Origin of the sequence: Moorena sp. SIO4G3, assembly GCF_010692305.1 — a bacterium.
In the GTDB taxonomy this organism is placed as follows: Bacteria; Cyanobacteriota; Cyanobacteriia; order Cyanobacteriales; family Coleofasciculaceae; genus Moorena; species Moorena producens_A.
The window spans coordinates 1-16,691 of the sequence record NZ_JAAHIG010000188.1; the positions used below are offsets into that span (position 1 = coordinate 1).

The window sequence follows — 16,691 nt, forward strand, 5'->3', positions numbered from 1 at the left end:
AGCGAGGAATTATCCTCACTTGGTGGATGCAATTGATGAAGCTTTTGAGCAAGTCTCTCTGAAAGATATTAAAAATTGGTTTACCCATTGCTGTTATTGTACCTCATTAGAATAAAACGGGCTGTAATCTGAACGGATGCAGCATCAATGCGTTGATGCAGCTGCACGCTCACACAGGAACTATAGCATTAAAACCAGATAATGAAGAGCAAGTGACCGGGGCTGATGCGCCCGGTTCCTTACCCGACTCCATCGCCGCCCGACTAGCAGAGGCTATCAACGATCTTATCGCCACTCTAAATGATTTTAATAACAAACTGCAAGAGATACAATCTAACCATTTTAACCCCTCCCAACTGCATTACCTGCTCAAAAAAGAACCTGCTCAAAGTTATTGGGAACCTAACGAGCCAGTGATTTTAATGGCGGGGGATGCCGTAACTTATGGCAACCGTCACGGTCAAGATGGTCGTTTGCAGGCTGATGGTTTGCTGGAATGTCAGGTTTTGACAGAGGCAATCGATATGCAGGGACTCTCCCCACAGACACTAGGTGTTCTCAAAGCTAAACTCGACGCATTGGGGCCTTCTGAACGGGAGAAGAAAATTGGCTTCCAAGACTGGAGCGCACAACCTTGGATTCCGTTCTTGCTACACTGGGCAGTCCAATTGTTCCCCGTGGAGCACAGCGAAGGCCAGAGTCAAGGCAGCTACCACCCCGATTTGTTGCAAAAGCATTATCAGCTACCCGTAAATGAAGCAGATCTGTTATTGAAGGACGAGGCAGAGAGTGATTTTATGGAGGGAGCTAATCTCTATAGCGGCGCTTGCATCCTGACTCCCTCTGTGAATACCATACTCCAGAACCAGATCGACCTTTACTTGACCAAGGTACTGTTACCTCGTTATCAAGAAGAAAGTGACTCTATGGCTGATGACTTCAGCAACCACTGGGAAGATATTAAAAAGTGGTACGAAGGTCAGCCGGAAATGGGTGCTTCTGAGGAAGATCAGGTTAACGATCCGATTTATACCGCACTGCGAGCTTACGAAATACTGAAAGATCAACCCTGTCTCGCCCAAGGACTGGGAGGATTCAACGATGCCCTGCTCACCTATAAGCGAGAGATGCAGTTGGAGGTTAAAGACCCCATGGCCTCAACTGATTACTTTGAAAGAGACGTGCGTGAAGCGTTAGCAAAAGGAGATGTTCCCGGTAGCCTGTTGCGGGGGTCGTTAATCTTCGACGAATTTAATCCTTGGCGCACTGGGGCTCTCGATATTAGCGGTTTGCGAATTATAGATACCTTTGGGCGGGTGCTAGATGTGGTAGATATGGCCAATTCCGACAGCGTTGAAGTGGTAACCACTGCGGCCATGAACCCGCGTACAAGCAGCCACCCCATTTATTTACCACCCCGCCTCGCTCAACCAGCTCGCCTCAATTTCCAGTGGCTGTCTGCCAGTCAGGGAGAGGTGGAAACGAATGACCATCCGGCCACTACTCCCATTTGCGGTTGGATTGTGCCTAACTATTTGGACAACAGCCTGATGGTTTATAAAACTCACGGCCAGTCCTTGGGTATGATTCAGGTCAGGAATGGCAGTCCTGAGTGGTTGCCCATGCCCGGAAGGGACTATAGACCAAACATTGATGTGGTTAAGTGCGACGTCAATCCCTATTTGGGTCAACTGTTGGATTATCTGGTTAACCTCCAAGATGAAGAGTTTTTTACTGATTTCCTGACTGCTGCCAATACTGCCCTAGAGAGCATCGAACCGGACAACTATGCCCAACATCAATCCATCGCCTTAATGATGGGACGACCCCTAGCTTTGGTAAGGGCTCGGGTGAATTTGGAGCTCAAAGGACAACCATCCATAACTCAGAATGCTAGTGATCTCAAAACAGAGTTCGATAATGATGAAGGACCAGATCGCACAACCCATGATTTTGCCAAGGTAAAATTACCTATCCGTATTGGTGATTATCGACAATTGAACGATGCTTTGGTAGGATACTGGATTGAATCGGGGGATAATACCTACCAAAATGGTATTTTATATGCTCCCCAGAGCATTTATGTACCAAACCCGAACATCAAGACTTTGTTTGTGAATAAAGAGGATCCGACTCCCGATACGCCGGTAAACTTGGAGCAAACTTTGGAACCGGAGAAGGGGCAAACTTTAGCCATGCTGGTGGATCCTCGGGGAAAAATTAATGCTACCTGCGGCTTTTTGCCAGCTCGGACAATTTCTATTCCTCCAGAGCAGTACGGTAGGGCTTTACGGTCAATAGAGGTAACCTTCTTATCGGCACCTATTATTGGCAGCCCCGATCGCGCTCAACTGAAAATCTCTCTCCCTGAAGATGCCGATTCTGCTTGGTCTTGGTTGGCGAAGGAAAGGGATGAATGGTCGGAAACCACTGAAATTGGTAAGTTTGATGCCAAGGCATATTTTGTGGGTGGCAATAAAATCCACGAAGGTTGGTTGATGTTGTCTCAAGGGATAACGGATTAGGATACGATATTTTGGACGGGAAAAAAGGCAATTCCGGTCTGCTTGGGCAAAAGGAAGTGAAGATACACAACCATGCGTAATCTCAAAGCCGAGCCCAAAGCAAACATTAACAAGCCACAAAAATAATACCAATAGAGGACAAACAATGGAAACATTTGTTTTACGTGAATGGAATCAACCTGGAGTTGATTTTGAGTTTTATTACGGCAACGAACGAATAATAAATACCATATATAAAAAGGACACCATAGAAGATGCTGTCCCGATTCACTTAAAACTGAAAAATAAGTCAGAAAAGAAAATTAAATTTAAAGCACCCGAAGAACAAAAGGTAAGCGAGAATGAATACCATATTTTAGTGAAGTTTCCCCAGGGTGTAATGCTCGACTTAAGGGAGTCAGAAATCGAGTCGAGTGGTGGCTGGGAGGTGGCATATGGTGTAGTCAAAGATAGTACATCAAATGCTCCTTTCGAAAGCATCTATTTTCTGAAAAAAGAGGAGCAAGAACTGGAAGGGAGAGGTGTAGAAGGAGACAATGTGGTGCTGCCCCCGCTGCAAAAATTCTGTGCCGATCCAGGTTACGAAGATGACAGTACGAATGTAGAGTTGTGGTACGGGCCCCTCCTCGAATATATGAAAGAAGAGGGCACGTGGTGTCCACTCAACCCAAATAATGAAGGAGTGCCAGTTTATGTAAGCAAGACCATTACAGTGGCCGACCCCAAAGGAAAGGGCAATATTCCTCTGCACGTGGGCTTCAAGGGTTCGAATACCATTCTCAATGATGGAAAAGAACAAAACCAATTAACCCTGCGAATCACCAATACTGGTGAAAGGGGCAAACTGAGTTTTACTGATAACGAACCGTTTAAAGTGTGGTTTGAGACGGGGGAAGAACAGGAGAAGCCTTATGCCCTGGCGGAAGTGGAGAAGGTGAAAGGAATAAGAGTAGAACCGGCGGATTTGAGGAAATGGAAGGCGAATCAGGAGACGGATGGGAAATGGTTGATAAGTCCGGAAAAAATCAGCCAAGGATTAAGTGAATTGGAGTATATAGAACTAGAAATAAAGAATATAGTGACAAATCATCCAACGGGCAAAGCCAATCTGTATCTGGAATATGGGGGTTAAGGCGAGTATCGCGACGGGCAGTTTGCGGTGCAGATTGAGAAGACGCCGTTGTTGCTCAGGGGGGGGTCAGTTGGAATAGGTAAGGAACCCAAGGAAGAGAAGTTAGAGGTAAACGGAAGAATAAAGGAAGAGAAGGGTTTGGTGATCCCGGTCGGCACGATAGTGCCGTATGGAGGTGATACCGAGCCAGAGGGCTGGTTAATCTGTGATGGAAGTGAAAGGGAAAAGGTGGGTGAATACGAAGCCTTATATGCGGTAATCAAAGGGCTATACGGAGAAACGAGTAACAAAGGAAAGTTTAAGCTCCCAGACCTACGCCACAGGGTGGCAGTGGGATATCATGAGTATTTTGATCGATGTAAGAGACTAGGAGAGGCAGATGGGGAGCTCAAGAAGAGGCTAAAGAAAGAGCATGTACCGCCGCATATTCATCAAATAAAACCCGACGATCATAAACATTCGATAGGATTTATCAACCCAAATGAAAAAGAAAATTATCATATACACGAGAGGGGAGATGTGATAGCCGTAAGTAGTGATATGGACACAGGGTGGCATTTTTTGGAAATCGCATCTCATGTCGGGGATAATTCGCTATCAGCCGACACTATCAAGCAAAAGAGGTACGAAAAAGACGACCAAGAATGCCATGGAGAGACGACAGCGGACCATGATGGAAGCCATGGAGAGGAATATGGGGAAGAGTTCTACCTGCTGCCTCCGTATCTGACCGTCAACTACATAATCAAATATTAGAGAAAGGAATGGAAAACCTATGATGACATGCAGCTGAGTCGGAGGAATGGGAGAAAAACAAAAGGGATGTATCAATGATCAAACCGGCCCCTACTATCAATTGACACGGAGCACACAACTAACCCAAAAGGGTGGGAAGACCAGGACTAGAAACATGTGAAAATACCGGATGTTGCCAGATTAACCCCACTGCAAACCCACTGCCACCAACGACGAAGATAAGTCCCAATGCGTTGATCAGACGCACATTGCTCATAAAGCTGGGCAACCTTCGCCAAACATCTTTCCACAGTCTTAAGGGCCACCGTCAAACCCGTAGGGAGAAACCGGTAGCCCAAAAAATCGAAGCCCCGGTCAACCCGTCCAATAAAGGTTTTGTCCGGGTGCTTCACCACCAACAACTCCTCCATCACCTCATTCACGGCTTTTATCGCCGCCCGTAACTTCCACCGAGTGGGAGCTAAGACCACCCAATCATCCATAAAGCGGACATAAAAGCAGCCCATGGCGGCCATCCGGTCATCCAAAGGCTTGAGGTACAGGGCACCCATCAACGGTGAAAGCGGACAACCGAGAGAAATGCCCTGTTGGTAAGAGGTATAAACGCAGTCGTTAGCAACACTCCGTTTTAGGTACTGCCACAACAAGTCCAAAACTATCTCATCTTGTACGGATTCACTTAGCAACCGAAAGTGAATGTCATGATTAATACTGGCGTAGTAACCCTTAACATCAGTGCGAAAGACAAACTTATGGTCCCGGAGATGTTCGGATACTTCCCGCACTGCACCCTTGAGTCCGCCGTGGCCAGCCAGATGAAAACAGCGGTCAGACAAATGAGGACTCAGATGAGCGGTTAAAACAAGAGTTATGGCCTTTAACACCAAAGCATCTAGGGAAGACCACCACTCCACCGTACGTTCTCGACCCTGAATCAACCGCAATTCCCGAAAGCGATATTGTCCCGCCCGCAATTGTTGTTGGAGAATCGGCTTTTTCTCCCCCCACCATCGGCGCAGGTGCCACACATCCCCATTATAGTGATAATGACAGCGGGTGCGGCAGATCCACTGGTAGGCTTGGTCGAGGATTTCATCGGAGGCGATTTGGGCGATTAAGTCGGTCATTGCACTGGCGGGATGTTGATGATTATTATAACCTGGTGGTTCTCCTTCTTCCACTAGACAACACGAGCATTTTGAATTGAACAAAATAATGACCAAACAGTAATAAACATGAAGGGGCTAAAAGGGATACACATATCAACCCTGAAAGGATTTAGCATTTCTTAATTCCCTTCTTTATGTATCTACCCCATTCTCAACAAAATATCTGTTCTTTCCCAATTTCATCATTTTTGTCCATTTTTAATTAATGAGGTATACCATGGCTCCGATCCCTGTAAAAAACAATACACTTTACGGTCCACCTCTGAAAAATCAGAAGTATGCTCCCTTGGAGGTTAATTCTCAAGATATGAAGATAATCGACAGCTCAATCCTTGATTATAAAAAACTATTTGATCAGCGTATCAAGAGCTTAGAGGGAAAGAATTTACTCCCCCAGCAGCTAGTTTTATATGCAGCTGATTGGGAATCAATTAAAAATAAAGAGAAAGCAAAGGAGGCACTTCCTCCAATTGTAGTTATCTCAAGCAAACGTCATAAATGGATTAAGGCAAGAGCTGACAGTTTAGATAACACAGAGGGTAGTGATGATATTAACGATGTTAATGACACCATTGTGTTATACGCTGGGGCTATTCCTTGGTACCTCCCAAAAAGAATTGGAAATCAAAATCGTCGTGTATACATGTTAGTTAACAGAATTGAGTATTATAATTATATAAATACCTTACAAGGTACAGGGATAACGATAGTAGGTTGGCAATTTAAATCTCAAAAGAAAGAGAATAAAGATGGTGAAAATTTTGATAACTCATATGTAGGGTTTGGTGCCAGTCGATTTGCTGCTATTGAGTTTTGTAAAAAAATAGATATAAATAAGGGTAAAGCATGGCTAGTGGACGACAATGTAGTTTATGTACAAAATTTTCCTGGATTTGTAAAGTTAGAAAACTTCATGGACAACGATAAACAAATCTGGGGATTGGGCTTTCAAGGGGCAACATCTAACACTACGGATGGTGACTTAATAAGAGAGTTATGCACTAAGTATAATCCAAACCAAGATGATGTTATGAGGAGTGGTGATACCGAGGAAACGGGATTGTTGCAACAATGTGTATTATGGAATATTAAGTCTTTAAAAACAGCAAAAATCAACTTCAGCCCCTATTTTATTACCTCTAATGAAGACACAAGCTTTTCTAATCTCTTAATGACTCAAAAAATGAAAGGAGAAACCAGCAGCAAAATTAGAATAGTCAAAAAAGCGACTGTTTTTAAAGGAGAACCAGAAACAAACGACGAGGAAAAAGCAGCAAAAAAAATCACTGAGGTGTTGGATAAAGTAATTTCAAACCAAGCAGCTCAAGAAAATTATAAAGTCAAGCAAAATGAAAATGAACAAACACTGAAAGAATATATCTCGAACACTGTTTTGGACACTGAGAACAAGAAAGAACAAATGAAAGGGAAAGAACACTGGGCTCAAAGCCAAGCTGTAGAACAAATCATGGCTAAGGTGGTGAGGCAAAAACCAAATTGGGTTCCAGAGGGAATCTTCAATCCTAAGGTAAAAACGCAAGACGAGGCAGATACCCAGATAGCCTCCTCAATAGTATAGCTATTTATCCTTTGATCAATCTCAATGACAAACCCAATTTTTTATTATGCTAGAGCAACTATTAGAAGCCCTTAGAAAGCAAGTACAGACTAGCTCGTCAATTGTATTTAATGAGGAACTTTTGTTGCCTCCTAGGGAGCTAGAGCGCATCAGTCAAGTTTTTTTGTTAAAAGAAGACGAATACTTGACAGTAAGCGACATTAATGATATCCCCGATCCCCAGGTAAATACAATTGAAATACCTACTGGTAAAACTACATTATTGCAACGTGCAGATATAGAGACCCAAGTTGTCTTTGAAGTAGATGGAGATGATGTCCAATGCCAAATTGTGCTGAAACTTGAAGAAGGTTGGAGCTTTAAGGATAGCTTTCCGAGTCTGAGCGATATCTTTCCTTTTAATGATGATGTTATTGTTTTCTCAGACAGTTATTTTATTTACTCTTCACAAGCACAGTCGGAATATCCTCCTTGGTCAGATAGACGTGGTGAGACGATTTCTTTAGAACCCGGGCTTAATTTGGCTTCTTGGCTGACCCTAGATATTTTAAGGCCAGCAACTAATTGGCTAGAAGAGATTATCGATAAAACAACACAATACAAGTCCTGGGGAGGTGTTGCGCCTAACCATGCCAACCCTTATCCCGTAATGAGGCTGGAATTGCCCCTAACTCAAAATAGCTTCGATATTGTTGAGGGCTTAAGTCTGGCTCAACCAGCTCTTGTGATTGAAATTACCGAACCTGTTGACCTGATTCAGGACATTGACCTGCGTCTGGTAGCAAGTACCGAAGATCTTGAATTTGGGGTGATTATTTCTCAGGTCAGCCCTGGGTTAACCTTTAATGCTGAATCCATAGACGATGGCTTTAGCGTCAATGATATTTTGAGCTTGCCAGGAGGAGAAAATTTTCAACAGTTTATCCCTGATGAATTAACCGATGCATTCGAGACCTGTGTCCTTAAGCAATATTCTGTTGTCGTTGCCGAAGAACAAAACATCAGCTTTATTAGCTTGTCTGTAGGCACTGCTGAAGGTGATCAGTGGAGCCTGATTCAGAATGCGATTGTCCTAGAAAACATAACGTTAGAGATTGAATTACTGAATCCATTTATAGCAGATAGCTTTACGACCGTCTTTTTGGGAGCAACCTGTCAATTCTTCCCAGATCTATTCCCTGGTAGCTTTAGTTTTGAACTTGAACTTGATAATGGTGGCAGCGGAGGTAAGTGGGAAATCAGTAGTATTCGGGGTAGCTACTTTGGTAGTGTTTCACTCAATGATTTGGTTACAGGGATTATTGGGAATGGCAACGTACCTGATGAGATAGGGAGCATCATCTTTTCAGACTTTGGCATTGAAGTGACCCAAGAAGGTCAAGGCTATTCTTATTCCTTTTATGGCCGCTGTGAAGCCATCTTTTCGATTCTTGATACCCAGCTTATTTCAGCCTTATCCGTGGTTTATGACTATAGTCAAACCACTAAAGAAATGAATTTGCTGGGAACATTCTTGATAGAAGAACAAAATTTTAGCTTAGAACTAAAATTATCCAGTACTTCCGATTCAGTCTTGACAGCCTCTTGGGAATCGATGGACGAGGAATATCTGGGCATAGAGGATATTGCTGAAGCGTTCGGCTTTGATGAAATTCCTTCGATGCCCCCAGAATTTGACTTTTCCATGCGATCGGCGAGTTTGACCTACGACTTTACGAACAAAGAATTGGCGATCGCCTTAGTTTCAGTTAACTATGGTAGCATGTTCTTTGTGGCCAAAATAGCTAACTCAAGAACTCGGCTTTTTCTGTTTGGGGTGACTAACATTGGCGGTGCTATTAATCTTTCTAACCTGCCTCTAGTGGGGGATCTGTTGCCTAAAGACCAAGTAGTTGGGATTGAAAATCTCCAGATCGTTGTTGCCTCCCAAAATTTGAACGAGCAAGAAGTTTTGGATCTCAATAGCCTGTTGCCATCACCAGCAGCAATCGAATTTTACTACACCAGTGAAGGCATCAACAAAGGTCTTAGCATTGCCGCTAGTCTGGTCGTGGGAGCAGTGTATCAGGAAACTCTGTTTTTACCTGTAGTAGATAGATCTTCACCATCAAAACCACCATCACCAACAAAACCAGGTGGAAACAGAAGCAGAGTAACCACTACCTCGGAAATTTCCGAAACCACCCCAGGCAAAAAAAGCCCCATCACTGTTGCCGATAACGCAGTCTGGCTGAAGATGGAAAGAGCCTTCGGACCGGTTTACTTTAATAAAGTCGGACTCCAATATCGCAACGGCGAGATCCACTTTGCCCCAGAAATCGCCCTCATATTCCGGACTTTTAGCTTCTTCCTCAACGAAGTTTCTGTGGGCTCTCCCCTGACGGATTTCACCCCCAGTTTCTATCTCGATGGCTTTGAGTTAGAGTATCAAAGCGGTGCCATAGAAATTGGCGGTGCATTCTTGCGATCGCACAAAGGGGGATATGATGAATATGCCGGGATGGCCTTGCTGAAACTCTCCTTTGGCAAAAAGTCCCTACTCAATATTGGTTTATCCGCCATTGCCGCTTATGCCGACAAAGAGCCAGACCCTTCCTTCTTCCTCTATGCCGTCCTAGACTGTCCCCTGGGCGGTCTACCCTTCCTGTTCTTTACCGGAGCCTCCGCAGGATTTGGCTATAACTATTCCCTACGGGTTCCCCCCATCGAAGAAATTAGCCAGTTTCCCTTAGTCTCTGAGGCCATTGAGGGTAACTATAAATGGAAGAGTAACGACATCAGCAGCACCGTCAGCAGCCAACTCGAAGAGCTAAACAATTACATAGCTGTGGCTGCGGGAGCCGGTTTCTTGGCCGTGGGGATTAAGTTTACTTCCTTTAAACTCCTCGACTGCTTTGGGCTGTTAACGGTAGCCGTGGATAATGCCTTTGAAATGAACCTGATTGGTAGCGCTTCCTTAATCGTACCTGCGGCCACCAATAAAGCACATCTCATTCACATGGAGATGTTAATGAAAACCACTTTTTCCACCAAGGAAGGAGTGCTATCGATAGAAGCCCAGTTAGCAGAAGGGTCCTACATCTTCTCGAAATCCTGTCACTTAACGGGGGGTTACGCAGCATACATCTGGTTCGCCGGGGAGCATGAGGGGGATTTTGTGATCAGCTTGGGGGGTTACCATCCCGACTTTCAGCGTCCTAGCCACTATCCAGTGGTGCCCCGGGTAGGCTGTAACTGGAAGTTAGGGCCAATGTCCATTAAAGGAGAAATCTACGTAGCCCTTTGTGCCCACGCAGTGATGGCAGGAGGTGATTGGGGATGTGAATTTCGCGCCGGTCCGGCCTATGCTTCCTATCGCGTTTACGCCGACTTTTTAATTAGCTGGAAACCCTATTACTATGATATCAGCCTCGGCATCAATGCCCGAGCCGGTTTTGGCTTCCTTGGCCCCCTACAGGTGGGAACCGACTTACGGATGTGGGGACCAGACTTTGGTGGTTTTGCCAAGATTCACGTCTTCTTGTTCTCGTTTAATATTGAATGGGGCGACCAGTCGGCTCAGTCTCCCGAGGCAATTGACTGGAATGAGTTTCAGCAATCCTTTTTACCGGCAGATACAGAAGTTTGCAATATTACCGTGAATGAGGGACTAGTCAAGGAAATTAAGAAACAAGAAAACCAGGAGGGGATAGCGATTGTCAATCCCAAAGAGTTTGAAATCCTCACCGATTCGTTTATTCCCTTCAAAACAGCAACCCAAGGAAACCGCAGTGCTACCGTCGAGATTGGAGAGACCAATACGGCATTTGGCATTCACCCCATGGCTGTCAAAGGTGAGGAATTAACTAGCAGCTACAACGTAACAATTACGTTAGATGGAGATGATGTGACGACTGATATGTTTGCCTTAGAGCCCGTTACCAAAAGATTTCCCAGTAACGTCTGGGGGCAACCGGACGAGGAAGAATCCAATCAAAAAGTTGTGAAACAGCCGGGAATTAACGACCCCCAATTTGTAGAGAATACCCTTTCTGGCTTCCGCATCGTTCCGGCTGTGCAGCCTCCCGTCGGCAAGACGGAGGATATTGAGGCGGTGAAATTGCAATACGATGTCAACCCAGTACCCGGGGCTTATGCTTGGAACGACATAGATCCCTTTTTGAGGAGATCTAACGAACAGGGGCGAGAAAGGATTGAACACAGCGTTGTTAGTAATCCTGAACGGGACAGTATTTTAAGCGCTTTAGGATTTGACCCCGATACAGATGTGAATGTGACCGGTTCTGTGGCGGATGAATTCGTCATTGTTCCCCAGGTTGGGATTTCTGAAGGACATTAAAAAAACCATCAATTTTCGTGCCGAAAGCATAAATTATTATTTCTATTTCCTGTTCCCTATTCCCTATTCCCTGTTCCCTGAGTGGGAGCAAGAACTGTATGAAACTATCGGCGTTGCTGATTATGGGTATGGTTTTGCCCCCCTAGCCCCCCAAGTTTGGGGGGAACAAGACTTTCAAGCGATGCAGCGCGGTCTTGGGGAGGCAGCGCGGTCTTGGGGGTCTCCCCCATGAGCGACTGCCGTGGTTTCCCCCATGAGCGACTGCATCAAGACAAGTCCCCCAAGCGAGGGATTGCTCGCTTGGGGGATTTAGGGGGCTTGACCAAAACCAGATTATTCCACATTCATTCCTTGATTCAGCAACGCCAAACTATCAACACAACACTCCATACCAATGCCTAATACAACACAGAAAGTCGAGTTTCTTCAATTTCACCAACCTCCTTTAGATAGCGGCGTTTACGAGATTAGCGTCGAACAAAAATTCAATCCAGGAAGTGGAGACCAAACATACGAAAAAAACCTGAAATTCGCTGTCATCGGACATCGCTACGACCCATTAAATGCTTATGATGTTTATGGAGTGTTTCCAGCAGCCAAGAGTTTGGGAGACCATTCTAATGTGATTCCCCATATTACCTTACAGCGCAGCACATTACCTTGGGAGCGGTCTTGTGATGACAGTGACCTTGACCTTCCTTGGTTAGTACTATTAGTGTTTTGGGGCGAAGAAAAACCCGAACTTCAAACCGTAACCTTAGAACAACTTAAGGAAAACTTATATTTTCAAAACTGGAGCGGCGAACCAGGGGAACAGGACGAGGATGAAATCTCGGTGATTGATGTTCCCAAGTCCCTAGTCGAGAAAATCATGCCCAAGAGAGCAGACCTAAAGTACCTGGGGCACGTCCGTCAAGGCAAAGATGAAGATGACAACCCGACGGAGACCGAAATGGCAACGGTAATCGCTAACCGACTGCCAAAACCGGGAGGAATCACGACAGTGCATTTAGTTTCGGTGGAAAACCGGTTTAACAAAGGTGGAGACTTTGACTACCAAGGTGCCACAGGTGACCCTTTAATCCGGTTCGTGAGTTTAAAAAATTGGAGTTTTGCCTGTACTGCTCCAGATCAAAGCTTTACACAACTCCTACTGAATCTGGATCGCGACCCGAATAGCTTGAGATTGCCTGCCCTAGAGCCAACCAACGAACCAGCAGAAAAGTATCTTGAGATGGGTTACGTTCCCCTCAACCACGGACTGCGAAATGGAGAAAAGACGGTTTCTTGGTATCACGGTCCTTTGAGTCCAGGACAAAACCCAGGCGAACTAGTGGAGTCGGTGCAGGCAGGGGATGCTCTACTCCGTTACGATTCTAGCAATAGTTTGTTCGATACTTCCTATGCAGCAGCCTGGGAGTTAGGACGGTTGCTGACTTTGAACAATCAGAGTGTTGCGGTGGCGCTTTACAACTTTAAACGGGCTTATTCCCACGCTCTCCAAAATATAGAAGACGCATTGTTGCACTTGCCTTTTTTGGCAGATTTTACCCCACTGCCAAAGCCGATTAACAACCCGATTATCAATTGGTTCAAAGATTTAGAATTCTTAAAAGGCATTCCCTTCAATTATCTAGTTCCCGACGAACGGCTGCTGCCCCAGGAGTCGATCCGCTTTTTCTGGGTAGATTCCTACTGGGTCGATTGTATGCAAGATGGTGCTTTTAGTATCGGGCGGGTGATTCCAACCGATGTGGCAAAGGAGACCCGAATGCGGCAGGAGTATCGCCGTGATTTAAGATCTTATGCAGACGAAACGATTACGGGTATATTGTTGCGATCGGAGGTAGTTTCCGGTTGGCCGGGTTTACTGGTAGATGGTTATGGAACCAAACTCAATGGTAGTACATCGTTTGTTCCAGGTGTTGACCCCCTAAAATTGTTGCGGATGGAACGGCTGTCAAAAAATGTGTTAATCTGCTTGTTTGCTGGGGAAGTGAAAACGGTAGATATCCATTTGAAGCCAGAAACCATGCATTTCGGAGTCGATCCTTATAGTGCAAGTAACACTCAATTTACGAAAGGGTTGCGAGACTCCGATGGCACACAGAATAAATATCAAATTGATGCAGTTCCCTGTCATGATTTCGACCTAGGAGTGATTAATATCGAACAGTTCGCAATGGCGATTAAAGATGCATTACCAAACAGGCATGCTGACAGTGAATTCACTTCCGCTCAATTTGGCTTGGAGATGATAGAAGGGGTGCAAAAAGTTAGGTTTACTCAAAGTAGCTGATAGCTGTTGGCACCTCAAGCTACGGGAATGGCCAAGCTACGGGAATAGCCAAGCTACGGGAATAGCCACACTACGCTAACAGCTGTCAGTCGTCAGCCTTGGCCATTGGCCACGGTACACGAATGGCTGAACGCGCACGGGTGCGCTTCGCGCATAAGCTGATAGCTGATTGCTGATAGTTGCGTAGGGTGTGTTAGGGGGGGCTTCATTTTCCGCTCAAGCGCCAGGGTTTAGACAGCCCGCCCCGTAACGCACCACCTTGTCAATGAGATGCTTACAAGACCTCAACCCAACCTACCATCTTCTTCCTTGTCTGGAAGTAGCCCATTTAATAACACCCCAAGAATACTAGAAAGTCCAATCCCTGTCTTGATGCAGTCGCTCATGGGGGAAACCCCCAAGACCGCGCTGCATCGCTTCCAAGGCAAACCCTCCTGCCTTGACGCTCATTCCCCCTACCCCTAGCATTAAAATTACAGCAACGATCACAAGATTACGGGGTTGTAATAAATCGGCACTAGACCGAACAATACTGTTCATGCCAATCACCACAATTGTACCAAATAAAATAATTAAAATTCCTCCCATTACTGGCAGAGGAATAGTTTTTAAAAGGGCTTCTAACTTTCCTAAAAAAGAGAGTACAATAGCGATAATAGCTGCCCAGGTCATAATGGCTGGATTAAAGGTTTTCGTTAAGGCAACTGCCCCTGTAACTTCGGAATAGGTGGTGTTGGGAGGACCCCCAACAAAAGCCGCCAATGTTGTTGCTAACCCATCCCCTAACAGGGTGCGATGTAAACCGGGTTCTCGAAGATAATTATTTCCAGTCACAGAACTAATGGCTAACACATCCCCAATATGTTCAATGGCAGGAGCGATCGCAACCGGTACAATAAATAAAATTGCAGGTAAACTGAAACTGGGTGTGGTAAATTCAGGAATTTGAAACCAAGGAGCTTGACTAACAGGTGTAAAATCCACCATCCCTAACGGTAAAGTTACCAGATAACCGACTCCTATCCCCATCAAAATCGGAATTAATCGTAAAAAACCCCGCCCTAAAATTGCAGTTAGCATGGTGGCTAATAGAGAAACCATTGCTACACTAATAGCCATCCCTTCGGTGAATTCACTCATAAGTTGCTGTTTGTCATAGGATGACTATTTTATGGTAATTCCTGGTATTTACTGGCAAAAGCCGTAAGTGTAGCCATCTTTCTTGTGAACCCTGACCAAATTCTTAACGTGTAAGCTTATTGCCTTCTCCCCTGGGATTGTGTAATTGAATGAGTTGCTTTTACTTCTAGGGTTAACTCTTCCAAACTCCCCAGTCAGAAGGTTTTTGGCTATATCTCCACTGCACCAACCTTTGATTGGTTTTAATGGGTTGTGCCTAATCGGGTAACCGTACTTGTTCAGTGCTGCTTTTTGCCTGCCTCCGTGTCCCTTGCAATTGACCAACAGTGGCTGAGAGGTTCTCAAGACCAAGGTCTCAATATCCCCGACACAGGCGGCATCAATCCAATGCTCTTTGGGAAAACCGAACTTATTCCGGTTGTATTTAGTTTGTGCTCCTGTTCCAGTAACTACGGACTTAATACTCTGAAGCACTTTTACTAACTTGTTCCGAGTTGCATTTACTGCTGCCGCATCTTTCAACGGTTGCTTGGCTTTGTTTTTAATTTTTTGAAGTAAATTTGGTTTTTTCTTCAAAAATTCTTCTATTGGTTTATTTCCTTTTCGTTGGTTACATTTTTCACATGCTAGACAAAGATTGCTAACCCGATTACTTCCACCAAGTGACTTTGGGTGAATGTGTTCAATTTGCAATGGGACCGATTGCTTACCGCAGTAAGTGCATTCCCTCCCCCATTTCTCCAGTAAATACTCCCTGACTTCATATCCGCGTCGTTCCCCTTGTTGGTACTGAACGCCTTTGATTTCCGGGTTTTCCATTTTCTGAGTATCAAACTTAACTCTTTCGACCCAAATCTCTTTAATCGGGCAAAACTTGATTAATCGTTTCACCCAAGTCTGAATCGTCAAAATCCTGTGTTCTAAGCTAGGTGGAAGCCATCCCTCTGGACGTTTACGGTTAAGAAATCTTGGCTTTCTGTAGCGAGTGTGACGGTTACGCCTTCCGCGTCTTACAGCTCTTCTAGACTCTAGTTTTTTCTTGATCAATCCTCCTCTGTGCTCTAATTCCATTCCCCAGATAACTTGGTTATTTTGTACTAGAGCAAATCCAGTTACCTTGCTGCCAGGGTCAATTTTTAGTTGACATGGCGAGATAGTTGGATTCATGACAGAAGTTTTCAAGATAATTGTAAAAGGATACATTCTGAAAACCGCCGCTTTACCTTTGTCTAGTAACCTTCGTGCTTTTTTTGGTGGAATTGGGTTTAATGGTTGAAAGTTTGTATCTATGACAAATACGTAATTTTGCATGGTTAATGCCTCTGAGTTGGTAATGTGTTCCTTGACAATGTTGTAATGGCTTGTTGGGCTAACCACACGTTTGCCTTTGTCTTAATGGCTAGCGATAGAGCTAGAAGCTGGAGTTCACCCCTAGGTATCGTCACCAAAACAACGTAGGAAGTAAATCCTGAGTCTGCAACCTAGTCGGCAATCCCCAGATTTACCGGGAATTACCAAGGCTTAAACTAGGTGACGCTTTTGTCAATTCTCTTGGTGCGCATTCCCGTGGGCGTTGAAACCTCGCGCCTTGTCGCACCGCTGCTTAAAGGTTATCTTACACTGAACTGAGAGGATATCTCCCAAGTTTTTTGATACTGAATTTTGCCCCCCTAGCCCCCCAACTTTGGGGGGAACAAGAGTCAATTTGCTTCTAAAAGTCCCTTCCGGTGCGCTTTCCAATGGGCGAGTAAA

12 protein-coding genes and 1 pseudogene are annotated in these 16,691 nt (G+C 44.9%); 8 read left to right on the top strand and 5 right to left on the bottom strand.

Annotated elements, in window-relative coordinates; translation table 11 throughout:
• The 4 genes and pseudogenes from F6J99_RS26855 to F6J99_RS26870 all read left to right on the top strand — a co-directional run.
• Positions 1 to 115, top strand: a pseudogene (locus tag F6J99_RS26855) (IS630 family transposase); the annotation flags it as partial.
• A 40-nt stretch (positions 116 to 155) separates the two neighbouring features.
• Positions 156 to 2,525 carry a hypothetical protein gene (locus F6J99_RS26860; protein ID WP_293117004.1) on the top strand — a complete coding sequence of 790 codons (2,370 nt, stop codon included), beginning with the start codon at positions 156 to 158 and terminating at the stop codon, positions 2,523 to 2,525.
• A 145-nt stretch (positions 2,526 to 2,670) separates the two neighbouring features.
• On the top strand, positions 2,671 to 3,657 hold the full coding sequence (locus tag F6J99_RS26865; protein ID WP_293117006.1) for a hypothetical protein: 987 nt from the start codon (positions 2,671 to 2,673) through the stop codon (positions 3,655 to 3,657).
• Positions 3,658 to 3,684: 27 nt separating this feature from the next.
• Positions 3,685 to 4,413, top strand: a complete 729-nt coding sequence (locus F6J99_RS26870; protein WP_293117009.1) for a tail fiber protein — start codon at positions 3,685 to 3,687, stop codon at positions 4,411 to 4,413.
• A gap of 146 nt (positions 4,414 to 4,559) precedes the next feature.
• Here the strand turns inward: F6J99_RS26870 and F6J99_RS26875 are convergent, their stop codons facing one another.
• Complete coding sequence (locus F6J99_RS26875; RefSeq protein ID WP_293117011.1) at positions 4,560 to 5,594, bottom strand: reverse transcriptase/maturase family protein; 1,035 nt, start codon at positions 5,592 to 5,594, stop codon at positions 4,560 to 4,562.
• Positions 5,595 to 5,799: 205 nt separating this feature from the next.
• Between F6J99_RS26875 and F6J99_RS26880 the strand changes: the two genes are divergently transcribed.
• Positions 5,800 to 7,161: a hypothetical protein gene (locus F6J99_RS26880; RefSeq protein ID WP_293117014.1), complete on the top strand. Its 1,362-nt coding sequence runs from the start codon at positions 5,800 to 5,802 to the stop codon at positions 7,159 to 7,161.
• Positions 7,162 to 7,207: 46 nt separating this feature from the next.
• Positions 7,208 to 11,500 (top strand): DUF6603 domain-containing protein, encoded by a 4,293-nt coding sequence (locus F6J99_RS26885; RefSeq protein WP_293117017.1) that lies wholly within the window; start codon positions 7,208 to 7,210, stop codon positions 11,498 to 11,500.
• 104 nt (positions 11,501 to 11,604) lie between these two features.
• On the opposite strand, the gene F6J99_RS26890 is transcribed toward F6J99_RS26885, so the two are convergent.
• Entirely contained in the window at positions 11,605 to 11,730 is a 126-nt protein-coding gene (locus F6J99_RS26890) for a hypothetical protein (protein ID WP_293117020.1), read from the bottom strand.
• On the opposite strand from F6J99_RS26890, the gene F6J99_RS26895 reads away from it, so the two are divergent.
• Both F6J99_RS26895 and F6J99_RS26900 read left to right on the top strand, forming a co-directional pair.
• The gene (locus F6J99_RS26895) at positions 11,729 to 11,902 is read left to right on the top strand and encodes a hypothetical protein (RefSeq protein WP_293117022.1); all 174 of its coding nucleotides are present in this window, start codon (positions 11,729 to 11,731) and stop codon (positions 11,900 to 11,902) included. The two genes, F6J99_RS26890 and F6J99_RS26895, sit on opposite strands and share 2 nt — an antisense overlap.
• Positions 11,895 to 13,799: a hypothetical protein gene (locus F6J99_RS26900; protein WP_293117025.1), complete on the top strand. Its 1,905-nt coding sequence runs from the start codon at positions 11,895 to 11,897 to the stop codon at positions 13,797 to 13,799. The genes F6J99_RS26895 and F6J99_RS26900 overlap by 8 nt, the downstream gene beginning before the upstream one ends.
• Positions 13,800 to 14,147: 348 nt before the next feature.
• Here F6J99_RS26900 and F6J99_RS26905 read toward each other — a convergent pair whose 3' ends face one another.
• From F6J99_RS26905 to F6J99_RS26915, 3 genes are all read right to left on the bottom strand, one after another.
• On the bottom strand, positions 14,148 to 14,939 hold the full coding sequence (locus tag F6J99_RS26905) for a solute carrier family 23 protein (RefSeq protein WP_293117027.1): 792 nt from the start codon (positions 14,937 to 14,939) through the stop codon (positions 14,148 to 14,150).
• 48 nt (positions 14,940 to 14,987) lie between these two features.
• Positions 14,988 to 16,250: an RNA-guided endonuclease IscB gene (gene iscB / locus F6J99_RS26910; protein WP_293117029.1), complete on the bottom strand. Its 1,263-nt coding sequence runs from the start codon at positions 16,248 to 16,250 to the stop codon at positions 14,988 to 14,990.
• Positions 16,251 to 16,481: 231 nt separating this feature from the next.
• On the bottom strand, positions 16,482 to 16,691 hold a 210-nt coding region (locus F6J99_RS26915), incomplete at its 5' end, for a hypothetical protein (RefSeq protein WP_293117032.1).

Bases quoted from the DNA above. Each gene is read 5' to 3' on its own strand.
- F6J99_RS26860 (WP_293117004.1), top strand. From the start codon at position 156: ATGCAGCTGCACGCTCACACAGGAACTATAGCATTAAAACCAGATAAT.
- F6J99_RS26865 (WP_293117006.1), top strand. From the start codon at position 2,671: ATGGAAACATTTGTTTTACGTGAATGGAATCAACCTGGAGTTGATTTT.
- F6J99_RS26880 (WP_293117014.1), top strand. From the start codon at position 5,800: ATGGCTCCGATCCCTGTAAAAAACAATACACTTTACGGTCCACCTCTG.
- F6J99_RS26885 (WP_293117017.1), top strand. From the start codon at position 7,208: ATGCTAGAGCAACTATTAGAAGCCCTTAGAAAGCAAGTACAGACTAGC.
- F6J99_RS26895 (WP_293117022.1), top strand. From the start codon at position 11,729: ATGAGCGACTGCCGTGGTTTCCCCCATGAGCGACTGCATCAAGACAAG.
- F6J99_RS26890 (WP_293117020.1), bottom strand. From the start codon at position 11,730: ATGGGGGAGACCCCCAAGACCGCGCTGCCTCCCCAAGACCGCGCTGCA.
- F6J99_RS26900 (WP_293117025.1), top strand. From the start codon at position 11,895: ATGCCTAATACAACACAGAAAGTCGAGTTTCTTCAATTTCACCAACCT.
- F6J99_RS26905 (WP_293117027.1), bottom strand. From the start codon at position 14,939: ATGAGTGAATTCACCGAAGGGATGGCTATTAGTGTAGCAATGGTTTCT.
- iscB (WP_293117029.1), bottom strand. From the start codon at position 16,250: ATGCAAAATTACGTATTTGTCATAGATACAAACTTTCAACCATTAAAC.